The 17,898-nt window shown below is 62.9% G+C and carries 17 protein-coding genes; 6 read left to right on the forward strand and 11 right to left on the reverse strand.

Translation table 11 applies throughout. The features are described from left to right. Window positions 1–149 precede the first annotated feature (149 nt). The 3 genes from choV to C6A77_RS18365 all read right to left on the reverse strand — a co-directional run bounded on the left by choV (window position 150) and on the right by C6A77_RS18365 (window position 3,202). Entirely contained in the window at window positions 150–1,328 is a 1,179-nt protein-coding gene (choV, locus tag C6A77_RS18355; protein WP_114170748.1) for a choline ABC transporter ATP-binding protein, read from the reverse strand. Continuing rightward, window positions 1,325–2,173 carry a choline ABC transporter permease subunit gene (gene choW, locus C6A77_RS18360; protein ID WP_178082391.1) on the reverse strand — a complete coding sequence of 283 codons (849 nt, stop codon included), beginning with the start codon at window positions 2,171–2,173 and terminating at the stop codon, window positions 1,325–1,327. The genes choV and choW overlap by 4 nt, the downstream gene beginning before the upstream one ends. 81 nt (window positions 2,174–2,254) lie before the next feature. Further along, complete coding sequence (locus C6A77_RS18365) at window positions 2,255–3,202, reverse strand: choline ABC transporter substrate-binding protein (protein ID WP_114170750.1); 948 nt, start codon at window positions 3,200–3,202, stop codon at window positions 2,255–2,257. 453 nt (window positions 3,203–3,655) lie between these two features. Here C6A77_RS18365 and C6A77_RS18370 point away from each other — a divergent pair, with 453 nt between their 5' ends. Together C6A77_RS18370 and C6A77_RS18375 are read left to right on the forward strand one after the other, a co-directional pair. Next, complete coding sequence (locus C6A77_RS18370; protein WP_114170751.1) at window positions 3,656–5,032, forward strand: L-serine ammonia-lyase; 1,377 nt, start codon at window positions 3,656–3,658, stop codon at window positions 5,030–5,032. Window positions 5,033–5,540: 508 nt separating this feature from the next. Further along, on the forward strand, window positions 5,541–6,647 hold the full coding sequence (locus C6A77_RS18375; protein WP_114170752.1) for a GlxA family transcriptional regulator: 1,107 nt from the start codon (window positions 5,541–5,543) through the stop codon (window positions 6,645–6,647). 119 nt (window positions 6,648–6,766) lie between these two features. On the opposite strand, the gene C6A77_RS18380 is transcribed toward C6A77_RS18375, so the two are convergent. The 5 genes from C6A77_RS18380 to choX all read right to left on the reverse strand — a co-directional run bounded on the left by C6A77_RS18380 (window position 6,767) and on the right by choX (window position 10,863). Beyond that, entirely contained in the window at window positions 6,767–7,024 is a 258-nt protein-coding gene (locus C6A77_RS18380) for a hypothetical protein (protein WP_046614493.1), read from the reverse strand. Between the two features lie 266 nt (window positions 7,025–7,290). Beyond that, a complete protein-coding gene (locus tag C6A77_RS18385) occupies window positions 7,291–7,770 on the reverse strand; it encodes a thioesterase family protein (RefSeq protein WP_114170753.1) in 480 nt (159 codons plus the stop codon). Between the two features lie 10 nt (window positions 7,771–7,780). After that, window positions 7,781–8,746, reverse strand: a complete 966-nt coding sequence (locus tag C6A77_RS18390) for an L-carnitine dehydrogenase (RefSeq protein WP_114170754.1) — start codon at window positions 8,744–8,746, stop codon at window positions 7,781–7,783. A gap of 166 nt (window positions 8,747–8,912) precedes the next feature. After that, window positions 8,913–9,797 carry a 3-keto-5-aminohexanoate cleavage protein gene (locus C6A77_RS18400; protein ID WP_114170756.1) on the reverse strand — a complete coding sequence of 295 codons (885 nt, stop codon included), beginning with the start codon at window positions 9,795–9,797 and terminating at the stop codon, window positions 8,913–8,915. Between the two features lie 121 nt (window positions 9,798–9,918). Beyond that, window positions 9,919–10,863 carry a choline ABC transporter substrate-binding protein gene (gene choX / locus C6A77_RS18405; RefSeq protein WP_114170757.1) on the reverse strand — a complete coding sequence of 315 codons (945 nt, stop codon included), beginning with the start codon at window positions 10,861–10,863 and terminating at the stop codon, window positions 9,919–9,921. 147 nt (window positions 10,864–11,010) lie between these two features. Between choX and C6A77_RS18410 the strand changes: the two genes are divergently transcribed. Next, window positions 11,011–11,973 (forward strand): GlxA family transcriptional regulator, encoded by a 963-nt coding sequence (locus C6A77_RS18410; RefSeq protein ID WP_114170758.1) that lies wholly within the window; start codon window positions 11,011–11,013, stop codon window positions 11,971–11,973. Here the strand turns inward: C6A77_RS18410 and C6A77_RS18415 are convergent. From C6A77_RS18415 to C6A77_RS18425, 3 genes are all read right to left on the reverse strand, one after another. Beyond that, window positions 11,964–12,515, reverse strand: coding sequence for a hypothetical protein (locus C6A77_RS18415; protein WP_114170759.1), 552 nt, complete (start codon window positions 12,513–12,515; stop codon window positions 11,964–11,966). The two genes, C6A77_RS18410 and C6A77_RS18415, sit on opposite strands and share 10 nt — an antisense overlap. A gap of 66 nt (window positions 12,516–12,581) precedes the next feature. Next, window positions 12,582–13,298 carry a hypothetical protein gene (locus tag C6A77_RS18420; RefSeq protein WP_241507440.1) on the reverse strand — a complete coding sequence of 239 codons (717 nt, stop codon included), beginning with the start codon at window positions 13,296–13,298 and terminating at the stop codon, window positions 12,582–12,584. A 115-nt stretch (window positions 13,299–13,413) separates the two neighbouring features. Beyond that, complete coding sequence (locus C6A77_RS18425) at window positions 13,414–13,815, reverse strand: lysozyme inhibitor LprI family protein (RefSeq protein WP_114170760.1); 402 nt, start codon at window positions 13,813–13,815, stop codon at window positions 13,414–13,416. A gap of 283 nt (window positions 13,816–14,098) precedes the next feature. On the opposite strand from C6A77_RS18425, the gene C6A77_RS18430 reads away from it, so the two are divergent. The 3 genes from C6A77_RS18430 (at window position 14,099) to dgcA (ending at window position 17,760) form a co-directional block, all read left to right on the forward strand. After that, window positions 14,099–15,076, forward strand: a complete 978-nt coding sequence (locus tag C6A77_RS18430; protein WP_114170761.1) for a dipeptidase — start codon at window positions 14,099–14,101, stop codon at window positions 15,074–15,076. A 77-nt stretch (window positions 15,077–15,153) separates the two neighbouring features. Then, the gene (locus tag C6A77_RS18435) at window positions 15,154–15,684 is read left to right on the forward strand and encodes a DUF5943 domain-containing protein (RefSeq protein WP_013970507.1); all 531 of its coding nucleotides are present in this window, start codon (window positions 15,154–15,156) and stop codon (window positions 15,682–15,684) included. Window positions 15,685–15,699: 15 nt separating this feature from the next. Next, window positions 15,700–17,760: a dimethylglycine demethylation protein DgcA gene (gene dgcA / locus C6A77_RS18440; RefSeq protein WP_114170762.1), complete on the forward strand. Its 2,061-nt coding sequence runs from the start codon at window positions 15,700–15,702 to the stop codon at window positions 17,758–17,760. Window positions 17,761–17,898: the final 138 nt, after the last annotated feature.

The following is a 17,898-nucleotide window of genomic DNA, read 5'->3' on the forward strand; positions in this document are numbered from 1 at the left end:
CCCCCCGCCCGCGGGCCAACCCCCCGGGTTGCACCCAGGGGGGCCCCGCGCCCCCCCGCCGGCCCCCCCCCCCCCCCCCCCGGGCCCCCCCCCCCCCCCGGGGGGTGGGGGGGGCCCCCGCGAAGGGCCGCAACGCGGCCCCAATTGCATCAACCGTGGTTCTTGCCCAGCAGCGCGTGATACAGCTCGCTGTCGCCAAGAATGCCCACCACCTTGTCATTCTCCTGCAGCACCAGCTTGTTGCCGGTCTGGTAACGAATCTGCAGCGCTTCACGCATGCCGATATCCGCATGCACCAGGGTCGGCTTGCGGCCCAGCCCTTCGACCGACTGCCCCGGTGCCCAGTTCTGCATTTCCAGCCCGTTCTGCCCCTGGCGCGCGCGTTTGATCGAGTTGCCTTCGCCCAGGTCCAGCCACGAATCGCCACCCGGGTCCAGGCACACCGAGCCGTTAACCCGCTTGCAGTTGTCCAGGCTACGCATCAGGCTGCGCCCGCACAGCACGTTCAGTGGGTTAGTGTGGGCGACGAAAGTACGTACATATTCGTCGGCCGGGTTCAGCACGATCTCTTCCGGCTTGCTGTACTGGATGATCCGCCCGTCTTTCATGATGGCAATGCGGCTACCCAGCTTCAGCGCCTCGTCCAGGTCGTGGCTGACGAACACGATGGTCTTGCTGAGCTTGGCCTGCAGGCCCAGCAATTCGTCTTGCAGGCCCTGGCGAATCAGTGGGTCGAGTGCCGAGAACGGTTCGTCCATCAACAGGATGTCGGCATCCATCGCCAGCGCCCGGGCCAGGCCCACACGCTGCTGCATGCCGCCAGACAGTTCGTCGGGCTTCTTGTTGCGCCACTGGGTCAGGCCCACCAGCTCAAGCTTCTCGTCGACCAGCTTGCGCCGTTCCTTTTCCGGGCGGCCCTGCATTTCCAGGCCAAAGCTGATGTTCTCGCGCACCGTCAGCCAGGGCATCAGGGCGAACTTCTGGAACACCATGGCGATGCGCTTGGTGCGCATCATCTTCAGTTCCGCCGGGGTGCAGTGGGCAATGTCGATGTGCTTGCCTTCGTGCTCGACGAACAGCTTGCCGCGGCTGACGGTGTTGAGGCCGTTGATGCAGCGCAGCAAACTCGACTTGCCCGAACCGGACAGGCCCATCAGCACGCAGATCTCGCCCTTCTGGATATCCAGGTTGGCCTTCTCGACGCCGACCACCAGGCCAGTCTGCTTGAGGATCTGCTCGCGGGTCTTGCCCTGGTCGAGCAGCGACAGCGCCTCGCGCGGCTTGTTGGAGAAGATGACGTCGACGTCTTCGAAACGAATGATGCTCATGCTTCACCCCTTGCCGGAAGGTCCGGTTGCTTGCAGATACGGTCGAGCATGATCGCCAGCAGCACGATCGCCAGGCCCGCTTCGAAGCCCAGGGAAATATCGGCGGTGTTCAGTGCGTTGACCACAGGTTTGCCCAGGCCGTCAGCGCCGACCAGGGCGGCGATCACCACCATCGACAGCGACAGCATGATGCACTGGGTAACGCCGGCGGCGATGCTGGGCATCGCGTGCGGCAGTTCGATACGGGTGAGCAGCTGGCGCCGCGAGCAGCCAAACGCCTTGCCGGCGTCCAGCAGCTCCTGCGGGACGTCGCAGATGCCCAGGTAGGTGAGGCGGATCGGCGCGGCGATGGCGAACACCACGGTCGAGATCAGCCCCGGCACCACACCCAGGCCGAACAGGGTCAGGGTGGGGATCAGGTAGACGAAGGTGGGGACCGTCTGCATCAGGTCGAGTACCGGGCGCATGCCGGTATAGAACATCGGTTTGTGCGCGGCGACGATGCCCAGCGGCACGCCGATGGCCACGCAGACCACCGTGGCGAAGGTGACCTGCGCCAGGGTTTCCATGGTTTCCTGCCAGTAACCCAGGTTGAGGATCAACAGGAACGACAGGGCGACGAATGCGGTTAGCGCCCACTTGCGCTGGATGAAATGCGCCAGGGCGGCGAACAGGGCGATGAGCACGAACGGATTGAAGAAGGTCAGGGCACTGGTGACGCCATGGATCATGAACTCCAGGCCCTGCGCGATGGCGTCGAAGTAATTCGCGCCGTTCTGGGTCAGCCACTCGACGAACGACGCGATGTACTCACCCAGGGGTATTTTCTGATCGATAAGCATGATAGCGAGCTTCCACCTGCATAGATTGAAATCAACCCGGGGCAGGCACGGTCCTGCCCCGAGGTAGCGCTATGGCGTATTGCGTTATTGCGTCAGCTTGGCCTTGGCCGCCTCCAGGCCGGGTTTGCCATCAACGGTGGTGACACCGGCCAGCCAGGCATCCAGCTTGCCAGGGTTGTCCTTGAGCCACTTCCTGGCAGCCGCATCGGGTTTCATCTTGTCGTCCAGGACATAGCCCATCATGGTGCTTTCATCCTTGAGCTCGAACGACAGGTTCTTCAACAGCTGGCCAACGTTGCTGCATTCCTGCACATAGCCCTTGCGGGTGTTGGTCAATACGGTCGCCTTGCCGAACTCGGGGCCGAAGAACTCGTCCCCGCCGGTCAGGTACTGCATCTTGAAGCGCGTGTTCATCGGGTGCGGTTCCCAGCCGAGGAACACGATGGCCTCGCCGCGTTTCTGCGCACGGTCGACCTGCGACAGCATGCCGGCCTCGCTGGACTGGACGATCTTGAAACCGGCGTCCTTCAGGCCGAAGGCGTTCTTGTCGATCATGCTCTGGATGGTGCGGTTGCCATCGTTGCCGGGCTCGATGCCGTAGATCTTGCCGTCCAGCTCCTGCTTGAACTTGGGAATGTCGGCGAAATCCTTCAGACCCTTGTCATACAGCGCCTGGGGTACGGCCAAGGTGTACTTGGCGTTCTCCAGGTTGGCGCGCACGGTTTCCACGGTGCCTGCATCGCGGTACTGCTTGATGTCGTTCTCCATGGTCGGCATCCAGTTGCCGAGAAACACGTCCAGGTCCTTGCCGGTGGCCAGCGACTTGTAGGTCACCGGTACCGAGATCATGGTGGTGTGGGTCTTGTAACCCAGTGCTTCGAGCACAACGCTGGTGGTCGCGGTAGTGACCGTGATGTCGGTCCAGCCGACATCCGAGAACCGTACCGTCTGGCATTGCTCGGGTTCGGCGGCCTGGGCCAGCAAAGGCGCGGACAGCAACGCAACCAGCAACAGCGAGGGTGAACCTTTCATGGATGGACTCCTGTGATTTTGTCTTCGGGTTCGCGTGGGTCGCCGGGCTTTCTCAGGGTCCGGTCGACCAGGCCTGCAGAGGGCAGGATGCGTGGCCGTGCTTTACGAGTCGCTTTCGATAATCCTCCAGCGCCGGGCAATCGCCTACTGGTAGGGTCGTATCCAGTACGGAACGGGTCGTATCCAGTATGGGCGATGTCGCTTATGGGTTTTTCCACCCCTTCAGCCGCATTTTTGCGTCACCAGGCCACCGGAAAGCGGCGCGGCGAGGGCAGTGCCGCAGCTAAAAACAGCACGGCGCTGCTGGACAAAAGTACGTCGGTTGCAGACGGCGAGGGGGGCGACAAAAGCCCGATGATGCGTGCATTCAAGGCGGCCCGCTGTTTCAGCCTAGCAGCTGCCCCGCCCTGCGCATGGCGCGCAGAGACAAGCCCAGCAAGAGGTGATTCGACAATGGCCATCAGCGTGTTCGACCTGTTCAAGATCGGTGTCGGGCCCTCCAGCTCCCACACCGTCGGCCCCATGCGGGCTGGCGCCCTGTTCGTCCAGGGCCTGCGGGAACGCGGCGAGCTGCAGCGTGTGAAGCGCATCGAAGTGCGCCTGTATGGCTCGCTGTCGGCCACCGGTATCGGCCACGGTACCGACAACGCCACCATCATGGGCCTGATGGGCGAATGGCCTGACGCCATCGACCCGACCCAGATCGTGCCGCGTATCGCCGACCTGCGCGAAACCAGCACGCTGCTGCTGGACAACCGCCTGCCGATCGAATTCGTCTGGGCCCGCGACATGCTGCTGCTGGACGAGAACCTGCCTTACCACCCCAATGCCATGACCCTGATCGCCGAAGATGAGCAGGGCGAGCTGCACCGCGACACCTACTACTCGGTCGGTGGCGGCTTCGTGGTCGATGCCGCACAGGCCGCCAGCGGCGTGCTGGATGCCGATCAGACGGTGCTGCCGTACGATTTCAACAGTGCCGATGAACTGCTGCGCCTGTGCAAACAAAACGACCTCAGCGTGTCGCAATTGATGATGGCCAACGAGAAGGTCTGGCGCAGCGAGCAAGAGATCCACGCTGGCCTGCACAAGCTCTGGGAAGCCATGCAGGAATGCGTCAACAATGGCCTGAAATACGAAGGCACGCTGCCCGGCGGGCTGAACGTGCGTCGCCGTGCCGCCAAGCTGCACCGCAGCCTGCAGGAAATCGGCAAACCCAACGTGATCGGCTCGACCATGAGCGCCATGGAGTGGGTCAACCTGTTTGCCCTGGCGGTCAACGAAGAGAACGCCGCCGGCGGGCGCATGGTCACCGCGCCTACCAACGGCGCGGCGGGCATCATCCCGGCGGTGTTGCACTACTACATGCGTTTCAGCGATGCGGTGAACGAGTCCAACGTGGTCGACTTCTTCCTCGCGGCGGCGGCCGTGGGCATTCTGTGCAAGAAGAACGCGTCGATTTCCGGTGCCGAAGTGGGCTGCCAGGGTGAGGTCGGCTCGGCCTGTGCCATGGCGGCTGCCGGGCTGGCCGAGGTGCTGGGCGCTACGCCGCCGCAGGTGGAAAACGCTGCCGAGATCGCCCTGGAGCACAACCTCGGCCTGACCTGCGACCCGGTCGGTGGGCTGGTGCAGGTGCCGTGCATCGAGCGCAACGCCATTGCTGCAGTCAAGGCTATCAACGCCGTGCAGATGGCCCTGCGCGGTGATGGCGAGCACTTCATCTCGCTCGACCAGGTGATCCGCACCATGCGCGATACCGGCGCCGACATGCACGACAAGTACAAAGAAACCTCGCGTGGTGGTTTGGCGGTCAGTGCGATCGAGTGCTGATTGCTGTTGACTCCGGGGCCTCTTCGCGGGTGAACCCGCTCCCACCCGTACAGCGCTGCCTGCAAGAGCAATGCGGTACCTGTGGGAGCGGGTTCACCCGCGAAGGGGCCCTTGAGGTTTGAAGCCGGTGCGATACCGCCATCAAATGCTCGCTTATGGTGCAGGCAACCCATACCGGTTGTCGGCTGTCGCTATCGGAGAGGGGGTTGTCGGTGACACTTAATAGTGTCGTTTCTGGGCAACCTGCACCAAGCGTGTCACCAAACTGCTCAGCGGTTACACGCACGGCGCCTAGAACGGGCGTTTGCGAAGATGTCCCAACGCGATCGAAGCCCCTGAATTGCCGAATAAAGGCGTCGTTTTCAGGTTTTTTCGGATAGCCGTTCAATTTCAGGCACGGCGTTTGCGTTGAGATTGCGACCAAGCCCCCGCACACGAAACGGGGGTCATAACAAGAAATCAGTGCCTGCCTGAGGCACACCCTGCATTTGTGTGAGGAGAAACCGCGATGACGTCCTACACCTCCGGGAACCCAACCCAGAACCGCACAGCACCCCAGTCCATCGGGTTTCTTCTATTGGACAATTTCACCCTGATTTCCCTGGCGTCGGCGGTCGAGCCACTGCGCATGGCCAACCAGCTGTCCGGCCGTGAGCTGTACCGCTGGCATACCCTCACCGTCGATGGCGGCCAGGTGTGGGCCAGCGACGGTTTGCAGATCACCCCCGACGCCGCCATGCACAGCGCCCCGCCGATGGACACCGTGATCGTCTGTGGCGGCGTCGGCATCCAGCGCACCGTCACCCGTGAGCATGTCACCTGGCTGCAGGCCCAGGCGCGCCAGTCGCGTCGCCTGGGGGCAGTGTGCACCGGCAGCTGGGCGCTGGCCTGCGCCGGCCTGCTCGACGGCTTCGATTGCAGCGTCCACTGGGAGTGCCTGGCGGCGATGCAGGAAGCCTATCCGCGCGTGAACATGAGCACCCGCCTGTTCACCCTCGACCGCAACCGCTTCACCAGCTCTGGCGGCACCGCGCCGCTGGACATGATGCTGCACCTGATCAGCCGCGACCACGGCCGCGAACTGTCGGCGGCAATCTCGGAAATGTTCGTCTACGAGCGCATTCGCAACGAGCAGGACCACCAGCGCGTACCGCTCAAGCACATGCTCGGCACCAACCAGCCGAAACTGCAGGAAATCGTTGCGCTGATGGAGGCCAACCTCGAAGAACCGATCGACCTCGACGAACTGGCGGTCTACGTCTCGGTGTCGCGCCGCCAGCTCGAGCGCCTGTTCCAGAAGTACCTGCATTGCTCGCCGTCGCGTTACTACCTGAAGCTGCGCCTGATCCGCGCGCGGCAGCTGCTGAAGCAGACGCCGATGTCGATCATCGAAGTGGCGTCGGTGTGCGGTTTCGTGTCCACCCCGCACTTCTCCAAGTGCTACCGCGAGTACTTCGGCATTCCGCCGCGTGACGAGCGCGTAGGCTCCAACACGGCGCAGCAGGTGGCGATGATGCCGATCCCGCAGGCCTTGACCCTGTCGCCGCACAGCGGCCCGATGGCGGCCCTGAGCCAGGCGCGCAACGAGTCGACCTTTGCCAGTGTAAGGCTCTGAAACGGCGCTGGCCCCTTCGCGGGCTTGCCCGCTCCCACAGGTACTGCACTGCTTTCGAGTTCAGTGCAGTACCTGTGGGAGCGGGTTCACCCGCGAAGAGGCCAGTTCAGGAAAACGAATCAGGCGCGCTTGTTGAACTGCGCCAGCGCCGGCAGCAGCTGCTTGTCGATAGCCTGGCGCACCGCCGGCAGAATCGTCGCGCTACCGGTGTACATCTGCTCCACCATCCCCTTCAGCGCCCGTGCATTGGGCTCGGTCAGCCCGCGCACCACCGCTTCGCAGGCCTGCTCGGCAGTGGCCCCGGCCGGAATCTCGAACCCGCGCGCGCGCAGGTGGCCTGCCAGATCGTCCTGGTCAATCAAATCCGCATGCATCATGGCTGTTGTCCCTTTTATCGCTAAGAGAGTGCTGCTGTGATTTACGACCGATTCTGTGACGCCGGCGACATGCCCGCAACAACAGAATGGCGCCGTGGCTGCTTTGGCTAAGAACAGGTCGTTCCCGGCTAAATCGACCTGCCGGGAAGTGCGCACACTCAAGCCATCTACCCGCAACGGAGGGTTTGGTCACCCTCATTCGTGCACAGTGGATGTTGCTCGCTCTTGGCCCCGGATGCTCACGGCTTTCCGGGGTTATTTTTTTTCTAGCACTTTGCTGCAGGCAGGGATATCACCCGGCCCAAATACTCGGCTGGCGGTAGGCCCTGTTGTTCATCTACCAATCCCTGCAGCAACCCGACACTGCGCTCACCGAACGGCGCTGATCTCGGCCCCGCCAGGTCCACATGCAGCAGCATCTGTTCGCTGACCGCCAATACCTCGTCGAACCCCGCCCGGTGCAAGCTGTGATACACATGCAGGCGCTTGCGATCGAAGCCGATGATCTGCGTCTGCACCCACACCTCGGTGCCCAGCTTCACTTCGTGCAGGTAGTTGATGTGCGCTTCCAGGGTGAACAGTGAATTACCGCTCTGGCCACGGCTGTCGGCGTCCAGGCCGATGCGCTCCATCAGCGCATCGGTGGCGTAGCTGAAAATCAACAGGTAGAAGGCATCGCGCAGATGCCCGTTATAGTCGACCCAGTCCTCCTGGACCGGGGTGCGGTAGGTGATCAGTGCGGGCATCGCGGTCTCCTCAGTCGGCGAAAGCCATACCGTGTTTGGCCTTGCTGGTCTTCACCGCTTCCAGCACGGCCAGCAGGGTGTCATCACGATAGCGTTCCAGCGCGGCGATGCTGCGCTCGCCCAGTTGTTCCGAGGTGCCTTCGACCACATCGTCGATCAGCTGCTCGGTCAGTTCCGGCGCCGGCAGGTAGGTCCATGGCAGCTTCAGGGCCGGCCCGAACTGCGCCATGAAGTGGCGCATGCCGGCGTCGCCCCCGGCCAGGGTGTAGGTGAGGAAGGTGCCCATGAACGACCAGCGCAGGCCGGCGCCGAAACGGATCGCATCGTCGATCTCGCCGGTGCTGGCGACGCCGTCGTTGACCAAGTGCAGGGCCTCGCGCCACAGCGCTTCGAGCAGGCGGTCGGCGATGAACCCGGGCACTTCCTTGCGCACGTGCAGCGGGCGCATGCCCAGGGCGGTATAGATGCTTCTGGCCGCTTCGATGGCCTCGGGCGCGGTGCGCTTGCCGCCGACGATTTCCACCAGCGGCAGCAGGTACACCGGGTTGAACGGGTGGCCGACCACGCAGCGCTCGGGGTGGGTGGCCGACTCATAGAACTCGCTGGGCAGCAGGCCTGAGGTGCTGGAGCCGATGATCGCGTCGGGTTTGGCCGCAGCGCTGATTTTCGCGTGCAGGTCGAGTTTCAGGTCGAGGCGTTCTGGCGCGCTTTCCTGGATGAAGTCCGCGTCGCGAACACATTCCTCGATGGTGGCGACGAACTTCAGCCGGTCTTGTGCTGCACCTGGGGCCAAACCTTGCTTTTCCAGTGCCGGCCAGGCGTTGGCGATGCGTTTGCGCAGGGCCTGCTCGGCACCTGGCGCCGGGTCCCAGGCGACCACGTCCAGGCCATGGGCCAGGGCGCGGGCGACCCAGCCGCTGCCGATCACGCCGCTACCCAGGGCGGCGAAGGTCTTGATTTCGGTGATGAAGGGCATATCGATTCCTCAGGCTAAATTGAAATCGTCGGATGAGGGCCAATCCCTGTGGGAGCGGGCGAGCCCGCGAACACCGGCATAGCCGGTGCCATCCACCGTGTCGCTTGCTTCGCGGGCGCGCCCGCTCCCACAGGGTTCACTGCGGCAATTGAGATTGTTGAATGGCTCAGCGGCGCTTGAGGTTCATTTTTTCCCGGCCTTCTGCCGGGCTGAGCACGCGGCCACCCATGCGGGTGATGATTTCGGCGGCGCGTTCCACAAGTTGGCCGTTGCTGGCCAGCACGCCACGGTCCAGGTACAGGTTGTCTTCCAGGCCCACCCGCACGTTGCCGCCCAACAGCACCGCCTGCGCGGCCATCGGCATCTGCATGCGGCCGATACCAAAACCGGCCCAGGTGACGTCGGCCGGCAGGTTGTCGACCATCGCCTTCATGGTGGTGGTGTCGGCCGGCGCGCCCCACGGGATGCCCAGGCACAGCTGGAACAGCGGGTCGTGCAACAGGCCTTCCTTGATCATCTGCTTGGCGAACCACAGGTGGCCGGTGTCGAAGATTTCCAGTTCGGCCTTCACCCCCAGTTCGGTGATGCGCCTGGCACCGGCGCGCAGTTGCGCCGGGGTGGAAACGTAGATCGAATTGCCGTCGCCGAAGTTGAGGGTGCCGCAGTCGAGCGTGCAGATCTCCGGCAACAGCGCTTCGACATGCGCCAGGCGCTCCAGCGGGCCGATCAGGTCGGTGCCCGGGCCGAATTCCAGCGGGGTCTCGCCCGGGCCGATTTCCAGGTCGCCACCCATGCCGGCGGTGAGGTTTACGATGATGTCCACATCGGCTTCGCGGATGCGTTCCATGACTTCGCGGTACAGCGCCACATCGCGGCTGAAACGGCCGGTTTGCGGGTCGCGGACATGGCAATGGACCACGGTGGCGCCAGCTTTGGCGGCCTCTACGGCGGCCTCGGCGATCTGCTTGGGGGTGACGGGAACGAGGTGGCTTTTCGAGGCGGTGTCGCCGGCGCCGGTGAGGGCGCAGGTGATGATGACGTCGTGGTTCATGGCGGGTTCCTTGTTATAGCTGTGTTGGTTTTTCGCGGGCACGCCCGCTCCCACAGGATCTATGTGACCCTGAGTGTGTCGCTGTACCTGTGGGCGCGGGCAAGCCCGCGAAGGGGCCTTGTCAGTTGGCGCTGAGCTTGAGGTTGTCCGCCGCCGGCTTGCCATCGAAGGTGGTCACACCTTGCAGCCAGCGGGCCTTGTCCTCGGGGTGGTCGTTGAGCCACTGGCGGGCCGACTCCAGCGGGTCCTTGTGGTCGAGCAGCGGCTGCATCATGCGGCTCTCGTCCTCGGCGCTGAAGTTCAGGTTGGCCAGCAGGCGGTGGGCGTTGGGGCAGCGTTCGGCATAGTCCGGTGCGGTCACCGTCCACACCGTCGCGCGGCCTTCGTCAGGGCCCAACGCGTCCTGGCTGTCGCCCAGGTAGACCATGTCGATGTTCACGTTCATCGGGTGCGGCGCCCAGCCGAAGAACACCACGGCCTCGTTACGCCGCACCGCGCGGTCGACGGCGGCGAGCATGCCGGCCTCGCTGGACTCGACCAGCTGGAACTTGCCCAGGCCGAACTGGTTCTTGGCGATCATCGCCTTGATCTGGGTGTTGGCGCCGGAGCCTGGTTCGATGCCGTAGATTTTGCCGCCCAGCTCCTTCTCGAACTTGTGGATATCGGCGAACGTCTTCAAGCCCTTGTCGGCCAGGTATTTCGGCACTGCCAGGGTGGCGCGGGGGTCTTCCAGGCTGGGCTTGTCGAGCACCTTGACCTGTTTGGCGTCGACGAACGGGGTGATGGTCTGGGTCATGATCGGGTTCCAGTAACCGAGGAACATGTCCAGGCGTTTGTCGCGAATACCGGCGAAGATGATTTGCTGCGAAGCGCTGGTCTGCTTGGTCTGGTAGCCCAGCCCGTCGAGCAGGACCTGGGCCATGGCGCTGGTGGCGATGACGTCGGTCCAGTTGACCACGCCCAGACGGACGTTCTTGCAGGCCGCGGGCTCGGCGGCGAATAGCGGGGATGTGGCGATGCTGCTCAGGGCAAGGGTCAACAAGCTGCGGCGGATCAAGCTGTGCATGGTGGCTCTCCATCGGCAGTGCATATTGTTATGGGGTTTCGACCTCTCTGGGCCGTATGAAGAAGCTACGCTGCTGTCAGGGTGGAAAATCGCACCCTGGCGACTAACAATTGCACGGAGGCGACCACCTGTGCCGTGGAGCATGCAATGCCGCAAATCATTCATTTCCTGTTGTTGCCCGGCTTCTCGGCCATGGGCTTCATCAGTGCCCTGGAGCCACTGCGGGTGGCCAACCGCTTCAAAGGCCCGTCGTATCGCTGGCAGGTACTGAGCCTGGACGGTGGCGCGGTGCAGGCCAGCAACGGCATGTCGGTGAACGCCGATGCGGCGTTGGGCGCTGGCGAGCCCGCCGGCATCCTGCTGATCGTGGCCGGGTTCGACCCTCTGGCCTGTTATGGGCCGGCCTTGCAGCAGGCGCTACGCCGCCTGGACCATGAACGGGTGATACTGGGTGGGATCGACACCGGCGCGATGGTGCTGGCCGAGGCTGGCCTGCTCGACGGCCACCGCGCCACCGTGCATTGGGAGGCGCTGGAGGCATTCAAGGAGAACTACCCGAACCTGCAGGCGACCCAGGAGCTGTTCGAGATCGACCGGCGACGTATTACCTGTGCTGGCGGCACCGCGTCGATCGACCTGATGCTCGACCTGATTGCGCAATCACATGGCAGCGAGCTGGCGGTGCAGGTGTCGGAACAGTTCGTGCTCGGGCGCATCCGGCCACGCCAGGATCACCAGCGCATGCAGATTGCCGCGCGCTATGGCATCAGCAACCGCAAGCTGGTGCAGGTGATCGGCGAAATGGAAAAGCATACCGAGCCTCCGCTGAGTACATTGGAGCTGGCAGCCAGAGCCATGATCACCAGGCGTCAACTGGAGCGTCTGTTTCGTTTATACCTGAGTGACACGCCAAGTGGCTTTTATCTCGCCCTACGCCTGGACAAGGCACGTCAGTTGCTGTGCCAGACCCAGATGAGCATCACGCAGGTCAGTGTGGCGTGCGGTTTCGAGCTGCCGTCGTACTTCACCCGCCGTTACAAGCGACGTTTTGGCCGCTGTCCGCGCGAAGAACGTCAGGCACTCAAGCCACAGGCGCCAGATCAGAACTGATCAAGGTCGGAAAGCGCCTGTAGTCGGCTTTCGACCTCGGACCGCCGCGCCTCGAATGCCTGGGTGTCGAGTTTTACGCCCAGGTGATTCAGTTGCAGGACCAGGCGCGTGCGAGGGGCATCCGGATCGGTCGCGCAGCACAGGTGAAACATGATCGCTGCGGGCCTTCCGTCATCATCCACATCGAAGGCGAGGCCCATGTGCGAGCTGGCCGAGGTGCTGCGTAGCAGCGCGAGGTCGGGTTGTTTCAAGCCTTGGAGTATGTCGTTGGCAACCCGTTTGAACCCGAGTTTTGGCTCCTGAGGTGACGGAATCCAGCCAGCGAAGACGTCTTCGAACACGGTGTCCGTGGGTACGCAGGTTATGTTTTTCGTCGTCCGTTCAGCCAGTCTGGCCCCACAATCTTCCAAGGTCCGCAGAAAACGACTGAACCAGCGCTGGCCGTCCTGTTGGCGATCGTGAACCTCGTTGGCCTCCAGTTGCGCCAGGCGCAGGCAGGCATGAAGGTCTTCCCAGTGTCGAGTGGCAGGTTTGGTGGGCATGCTTCGGACCCTCGCTGGATACGTAGAAAGGGGAGCCTGGCGCCGCAGGGCGGCGCCAGGTCCATATCAAATGTCCAGCCCCAGAATGTCGAACGCCTGGCTGGCCAGCTTCAGCCTGACGGCTTCGCGCATGGCTTGGAAGTGGCGAACGCTGAACGAGCCTTGTTGCGAGGCCCGATAGACGCGCGTGTTCGACTTGTCGATGATGCGGCCGGCGGAACCTGCCGCCTTCTCGGCTTTGTCATAGCTCAGCTGAACGCTGGTCATGTGCATGATCGGCAGCCCTTGCGGCGACATCTCACAGGCGGAGATCTGGACAGTGCTGGATTTACCCGAAACGCTCACGCTGCTTTCTTCGAGCAGTTGCTGCGCCTTTGGCGTTTTCACGATCACTTCGAAAGAGCGTTTCACGCAGCGGCTCAGCCGATGGCTTTGGCCGATCTGGACGGTGACAATCTCTGGCGCCAGGGTTGCCAGGGTGTGGGTGTCCTTGTCGAGGGCTTCCTCTACGTGGGCGGCGCCGGTCAGCGTCCAGCCGAACTTGCCCAGGCCGTCGTTGTAGTAGTTGTACCACTCGCGCTGCTGGGTTTCCTTGTCGAACTTCTTGTTCGCCGACAGGTTCATCAGACGCATGCCATCCAGTACGTCTTCCGCAACGCTGGCGGGCACATCCGGGGCAAAGATGCAGACGGTATTGGCGACCATGACGGCGCGCTCTTCGCCTTCTTTCTTGAGGGCAGCGATGGCGCTGTCCATGTCGGTTTTGCTGATGTTGGAGGTCATGTCTTGGATTCCGATCTAGTACATTCCAGCGCCTCGGGTGAGGCGCCTGGGATGCACTTTGGTCCGGATCGCCCAGGTAGATAAGCTGAAAGCTCTTCCTGCTCAGCGAGTATTTCTACTGCTGGCCAATGGACTGCAGATACTCCGAACGGTCATCACTGCGCTGCGCCACGCAGGTCTCCCAGGCCGCCTGGAACGCCTTGCTGCCGGGCTTCTCGGCATAGGTCTCGACCTTGCAGTCGGCATCGCGCAGTTGCGTCCACAGCTTCTCGGCCGCCTCCATGCGCCCGACCAGGGCGCTGGCCTGGTCGGTTTCGTCGGCATACTCGTCGCGAATGCGCTGAATCAGGTCGTCATACGCCGCTTTCAGCTCGCGTTCGGCCGTCTGCTTGTTGAACGCCGCGCAGGCGTAGGTCTGCTGGTCGCTCTCGACGTTGTCGCACGGGGTGCTTTCTTCCTCGCCGGCCTGGGCGCCCGATACGACAGCCAGCAGAACCAGCCATGCCATTGATTTCATCCGTTTTCTCCTCAACAGGCTGACGAATCGCAGGATTCTCGCTCAGACGAAGGCGCGGCGGTAGCTACCTGAGCAAATGTTCATAAAGCCGCCAGAAACGTCGTTATCGAGACTGGCTCTCATCGCCACAGGCCGCGCCGGAAGGCCTGTTGTCGCGCATTGACGCTTTCGGCAAACCCCCTGTCGTTTTTGCATCGGGGCGCCTTTGGGCACAGGCATATGCTGGCCCCAAAGCGCAGACACAAGGTTTGGCGCACACCATTCAATAAAAGGGGACAGCCTGATGAGCCCAGCCGAACTTCACGCCGACAGCATCGTCATCGACGGCCTGATCATTGCCAAATGGAACCGCGAGCTGTTCGAGGACATGCGCAAAGGCGGGTTGACTGCGGCCAACTGCACGGTATCGGTCTGGGAAGGCTTCAAGGCAACCGTCGACAATATCGCCGCCAGCCAGAAGCTGATTCGCGACAACGGCGACCTGGTGATGCCGGTGCGCACCACCGCTGACATCCGCAAGGCCAAGGAACTGGGCAAGACCGGCATCCTCTTCGGCTTCCAGAACGCCCACGCCTTTGAAGACCAGATCGCCTACGTCGACGTGTTCAAGCAGCTGGGCGTGGGCATCGTGCAGATGTGCTACAACACCCAGAACCTGGTCGGTACCGGCTGCTACGAGCGTGATGGCGGGCTGTCGGGCTTCGGTCGCGAGATCGTCGCCGAAATGAACCGCGTCGGCATCATGTGCGACCTGTCGCACGTCGGCTCCAAGACTTCCGAAGAAGTCATCCTCGAGTCGAAGAAGCCGGTCTGCTACTCGCACTGCCTGCCGTCGGGCCTCAAGGAGCACCCGCGCAACAAGTCGGACGAAGAGCTGAAGTTCATCGCCGACCACGGCGGCTTCGTCGGCGTGACCATGTTCGCGCCGTTCCTGGCCAAGGGCATCGACTCGACCATCGACGACTACGCTGAAGCCATCGAGTACACCATGAACATCGTCGGTGAAGACGCCATCGGTATCGGTACCGACTTCACCCAGGGCCACGGCCAGGACTTCTTCGAGTACCTGACCCATGACAAGGGTTACGCCCGTCGCCTGACCAATTTCGGCAAGATCATCAACCCGCTGGGCATCCGCACCGTGGGCGAATTCCCCAACCTCACCGAAACCTTGCTCAAGCGCGGCCACTCCGAGCGCGTGGTGCGCAAGATCATGGGCGAGAACTGGGTCAACGTCCTCAAGGACGTGTGGGGCGAGTAAGCCGCTCTCCAAGCCTGAAAGCCCCTGCCAGCAACGCCGGGGCATCCCAAACAAAAAATTTATGGAGTTGAGTTTCCATGGCCAAGATCGCCCCGCAATTGCCAATCGAAGTCGACAGCGAGACCGGTGTCTGGACCAGCGACGCCCTGCCGATGCTGTATGTGCCGCGCCATTTCTTCGTCAACAACCACATGGGTATCGAGGAAGTTCTCGGCGCCGACAAGTATGCCGAGATCCTCTACAAGGCCGGCTACAAGTCCGCCTGGCACTGGTGTGAAAAAGAAGCCGAGTGCCATGGCCTGGAAGGCGTGGCGGTGTTCGAGCACTACATGAAGCGCCTGAGCCAGCGTGGCTGGGGCCTGTTCGAAATCCAGGACATCGACCTGGACAAGGGCACCTGCAGCGTCAAGCTCAAGCACTCCGCGTTCGTGTACGTCTATGGCAAGTGCGGCCGCAAGGTCGACTACATGTTCACCGGCTGGTTCGCCGGCGCCATGGACCAGATTCTCGCTGCCCGCGGCAGCTCGATCCGCACCGTGGCCGAACAGGTCTATGGCGGGTCGGAAGAAGGCCACGAAGATGGCCTGTTCGTCACAAAGCCGTTGTAAGCCGGAGATAGCGTCATGGCATTCGAAGCAATGTTCCAGCCGATCCAGATCGGCAAACTGACCATCCGCAACCGTGTGCTCAGCACCGCGCACGCCGAGGTCTACGCCACTGACGGCGGCATGACGACCGACCGCTACGTGAAGTACTACGAAGAAAAGGCCAAGGGCGGTATCGGCCTGGCGATCTGCGGTGGTTCGTCGGTGGTGGCCATCGACAGCCCGCAGGAGTGGTGGGCGTCGGTCAACCTGTCGACCGACCGCATCATCCCGCACTTCCAGAACCTGGCCGACGCCATGCACAAGCATGGCGCCAAGATCATGATCCAGATTACCCACATGGGCCGTCGCTCGCGCTGGGACGGCTTCAACTGGCCGACCCTGATGTCGCCGTCGGGCATTCGTGAACCCGTGCACCGCGCCACCTGCAAGACCATCGAGGTGGAAGAGATCTGGCGCGTGATCGGTAACTACGCGCAAGCGGCCCGCCGTGCCAAGGAAGGTGGCCTGGATGGCGTTGAACTGTCGGCCGTGCACCAGCACATGATCGACCAGTTCTGGAGCCCGCGGGTCAACAAGCGTACCGACGAATGGGGCGGCAGCTTCGAAGGCCGCATGAAGTTCGGCCTGGAAGTGCTGAAGGCCGTGCGCGCCGAGGTCGGTGACGATTTCTGCGTGGGCATGCGCATTTGCGGTGACGAGTTCCACCCGGACGGCCTCAGCCATGAGGACATGAAGCAGATCGCCGCGTACTACGACGCCACCGGCATGCTCGACTTCATCGGTGTGGTCGGTTCGGGTTGCGACACCCACAACACCCTGGCCAACGTCATCCCCAACATGAGCTACCCGCCGGAGCCGTTCCTGCACCTGGCGGCCGGCATCAAGGAAGTGGTCAAGGTCCCGGTGCTGCACGCGCAGAACATCAAGGACCCGAACCAGGCCACGCGTATCCTCGAAGGCGGTTACGTGGACATGGTCGGCATGACCCGTGCGCACATGGCCGACCCGCACCTGATCGCCAAGATCAAGATGGGCCAGATCGACCAGATCAAGCAGTGCGTCGGTGCCAACTACTGCATCGACCGCCAGTATCAGGGTCTGGATGTGCTGTGCATCCAGAACGCCGCCACTTCCCGTGAATACATGGGCGTGCCGCACATCATCGAGAAAACCACCGGCGCCAAGCGCAAGGTGGTGGTAGTGGGTGCCGGCCCGGCCGGCATGGAAGCGGCCCGCGTGGCTGCCGAACGCGGCCACGACGTGACCCTGTTCGAGAAGAAAGACCAGATCGGCGGGCAGATCACCATCGCCGCCAAGGCGCCGCAGCGTGACCAGATTGCCGGTATCACCCGCTGGTACCAGCTGGAGCTGGCGCGCCTGAAGGTCGACCTGCGCCTGGGTACCGCTGCTGATGTGGCGACCATCCAGGACCTGCGCCCGGACATCATCGTGCTGGCGGTGGGGGGGCATTCCTTCCTCGAGCAGAACGAGCACTGGGGCGCCGCCGAAGGGCTGGTGGTCAGCAGCTGGGACGTGCTCGACGGCAAGGTTGCACCGGGCAAGAACGTGCTGGTGTACGACACCATCTGCGAGTTCACCGGTATGTCGGTGGCGGACTTCATCGCTGACAAGGGCAGCCAGGTCGAGATCGTCACCGACGACATCAAGCCGGGCGTGGCCATGGGCGGTACCACCTTCCCGACCTACTACCGCAGCATGTACCCGAAAGAAGTGATCATGACCGGCGACATGATGCTGGAAAAGGTCTACCGCGAAGGCGACAAGCTGGTAGCGGTGCTGGAAAACGAATACACCGGCGCCAAGGAAGAGCGCGTGGTCGACCAAGTGGTGGTGGAGAACGGCGTGCGTCCTGACGAGCAGCTGTACTACGCGCTGAAGGACGGCTCGCGCAACAAGGGCCAGATCGATGTGGAGGCGCTGTTCGCCATCAAGCCACAGCCGATCCTCAGCCAGCCGGGCGAAGGCTACCTGCTGTACCGCATCGGTGACTGCGTGGCCCAGCGCAACGTGCATGCGGCGATCTACGACGCCTTGCGCCTGTGCAAGGACTTCTGATCGCACTGGCATGAACACCGCCCCCCGAGGGCGGGATTGGCCCCCTGTGGGAGCGGGTTTACCCGCGAATGCGTCAGCACTGACAACATCGTTGCCTGATCGGACGCATTCGCGGGTGAACCCGCTCCCACAGGGTCC

It is taken from the genome of Pseudomonas sp. AFG_SD02_1510_Pfu_092, from assembly GCF_003331055.1.
In the GTDB taxonomy this organism is placed as follows: domain Bacteria; phylum Pseudomonadota; class Gammaproteobacteria; order Pseudomonadales; family Pseudomonadaceae; genus Aquipseudomonas.